Source organism: Myxococcus xanthus, from assembly GCF_013116825.1.
In the GTDB taxonomy this organism is placed as follows: domain Bacteria; phylum Myxococcota; class Myxococcia; order Myxococcales; family Myxococcaceae; genus Myxococcus; species Myxococcus xanthus_B.
In genome coordinates this window covers 1-457 of record NZ_JABFNS010000296.1, presented here as the reverse complement: position 1 = coordinate 457, position 457 = coordinate 1, and the positions used below count along the sequence as shown (strand labels likewise).

Sequence of the window (457 nt, the reverse complement as noted above, 5' to 3'; positions counted from 1 at the left end):
TTCGCGCTCCTGGGGCCCAAGCACCGCGTGTACTACTCGGGTGACACGGGCCTGTTCCCCGCCATGAAGGACATTGGCGAGCGGCTGGGGCCCTTCGACCTGACGATGATTGAGGTGGGCCAGTACCACAGCGCGTGGCCCGACTGGCACATCGGCCCCGAGCAGGCCGTCACCGCGCACCAGTGGGTCCGGGGACGCGTCCTGCTGCCGGTCCACTGGGGCATGTTCACCCTCGCGCTCCACGGATGGACAGAGCCCATTGAACGCGTGCTCGCGGCGGGCGAGGCCACAGGCGTGAGCGTCATCGTCCCGAAGCCGGGTGAGCGCGTCGAACCCGGTGCGCCGTCCTCCCTCGAGCGCTGGTGGCCCTCGTTGCCGTGGAACACGGCGGCGCAGGACCCCATCGTCTCCACCCAGTTGGACTGACGCCCCTGCCCCGAACTGTCTGAGCGCCGTC

At 69.8% G+C, this 457-nt stretch carries 1 protein-coding gene; it reads left to right on the top strand.

All coding sequences use genetic code 11. From position 1 onward, the window contains the following. Positions 1 to 426, top strand: a 426-nt coding sequence (locus HNV26_RS37380) for an MBL fold metallo-hydrolase (protein WP_171453042.1), incomplete at its 5' end; no start/stop codon positions are given. Between the last annotated feature and the right edge of the window lie 31 nt (positions 427 to 457).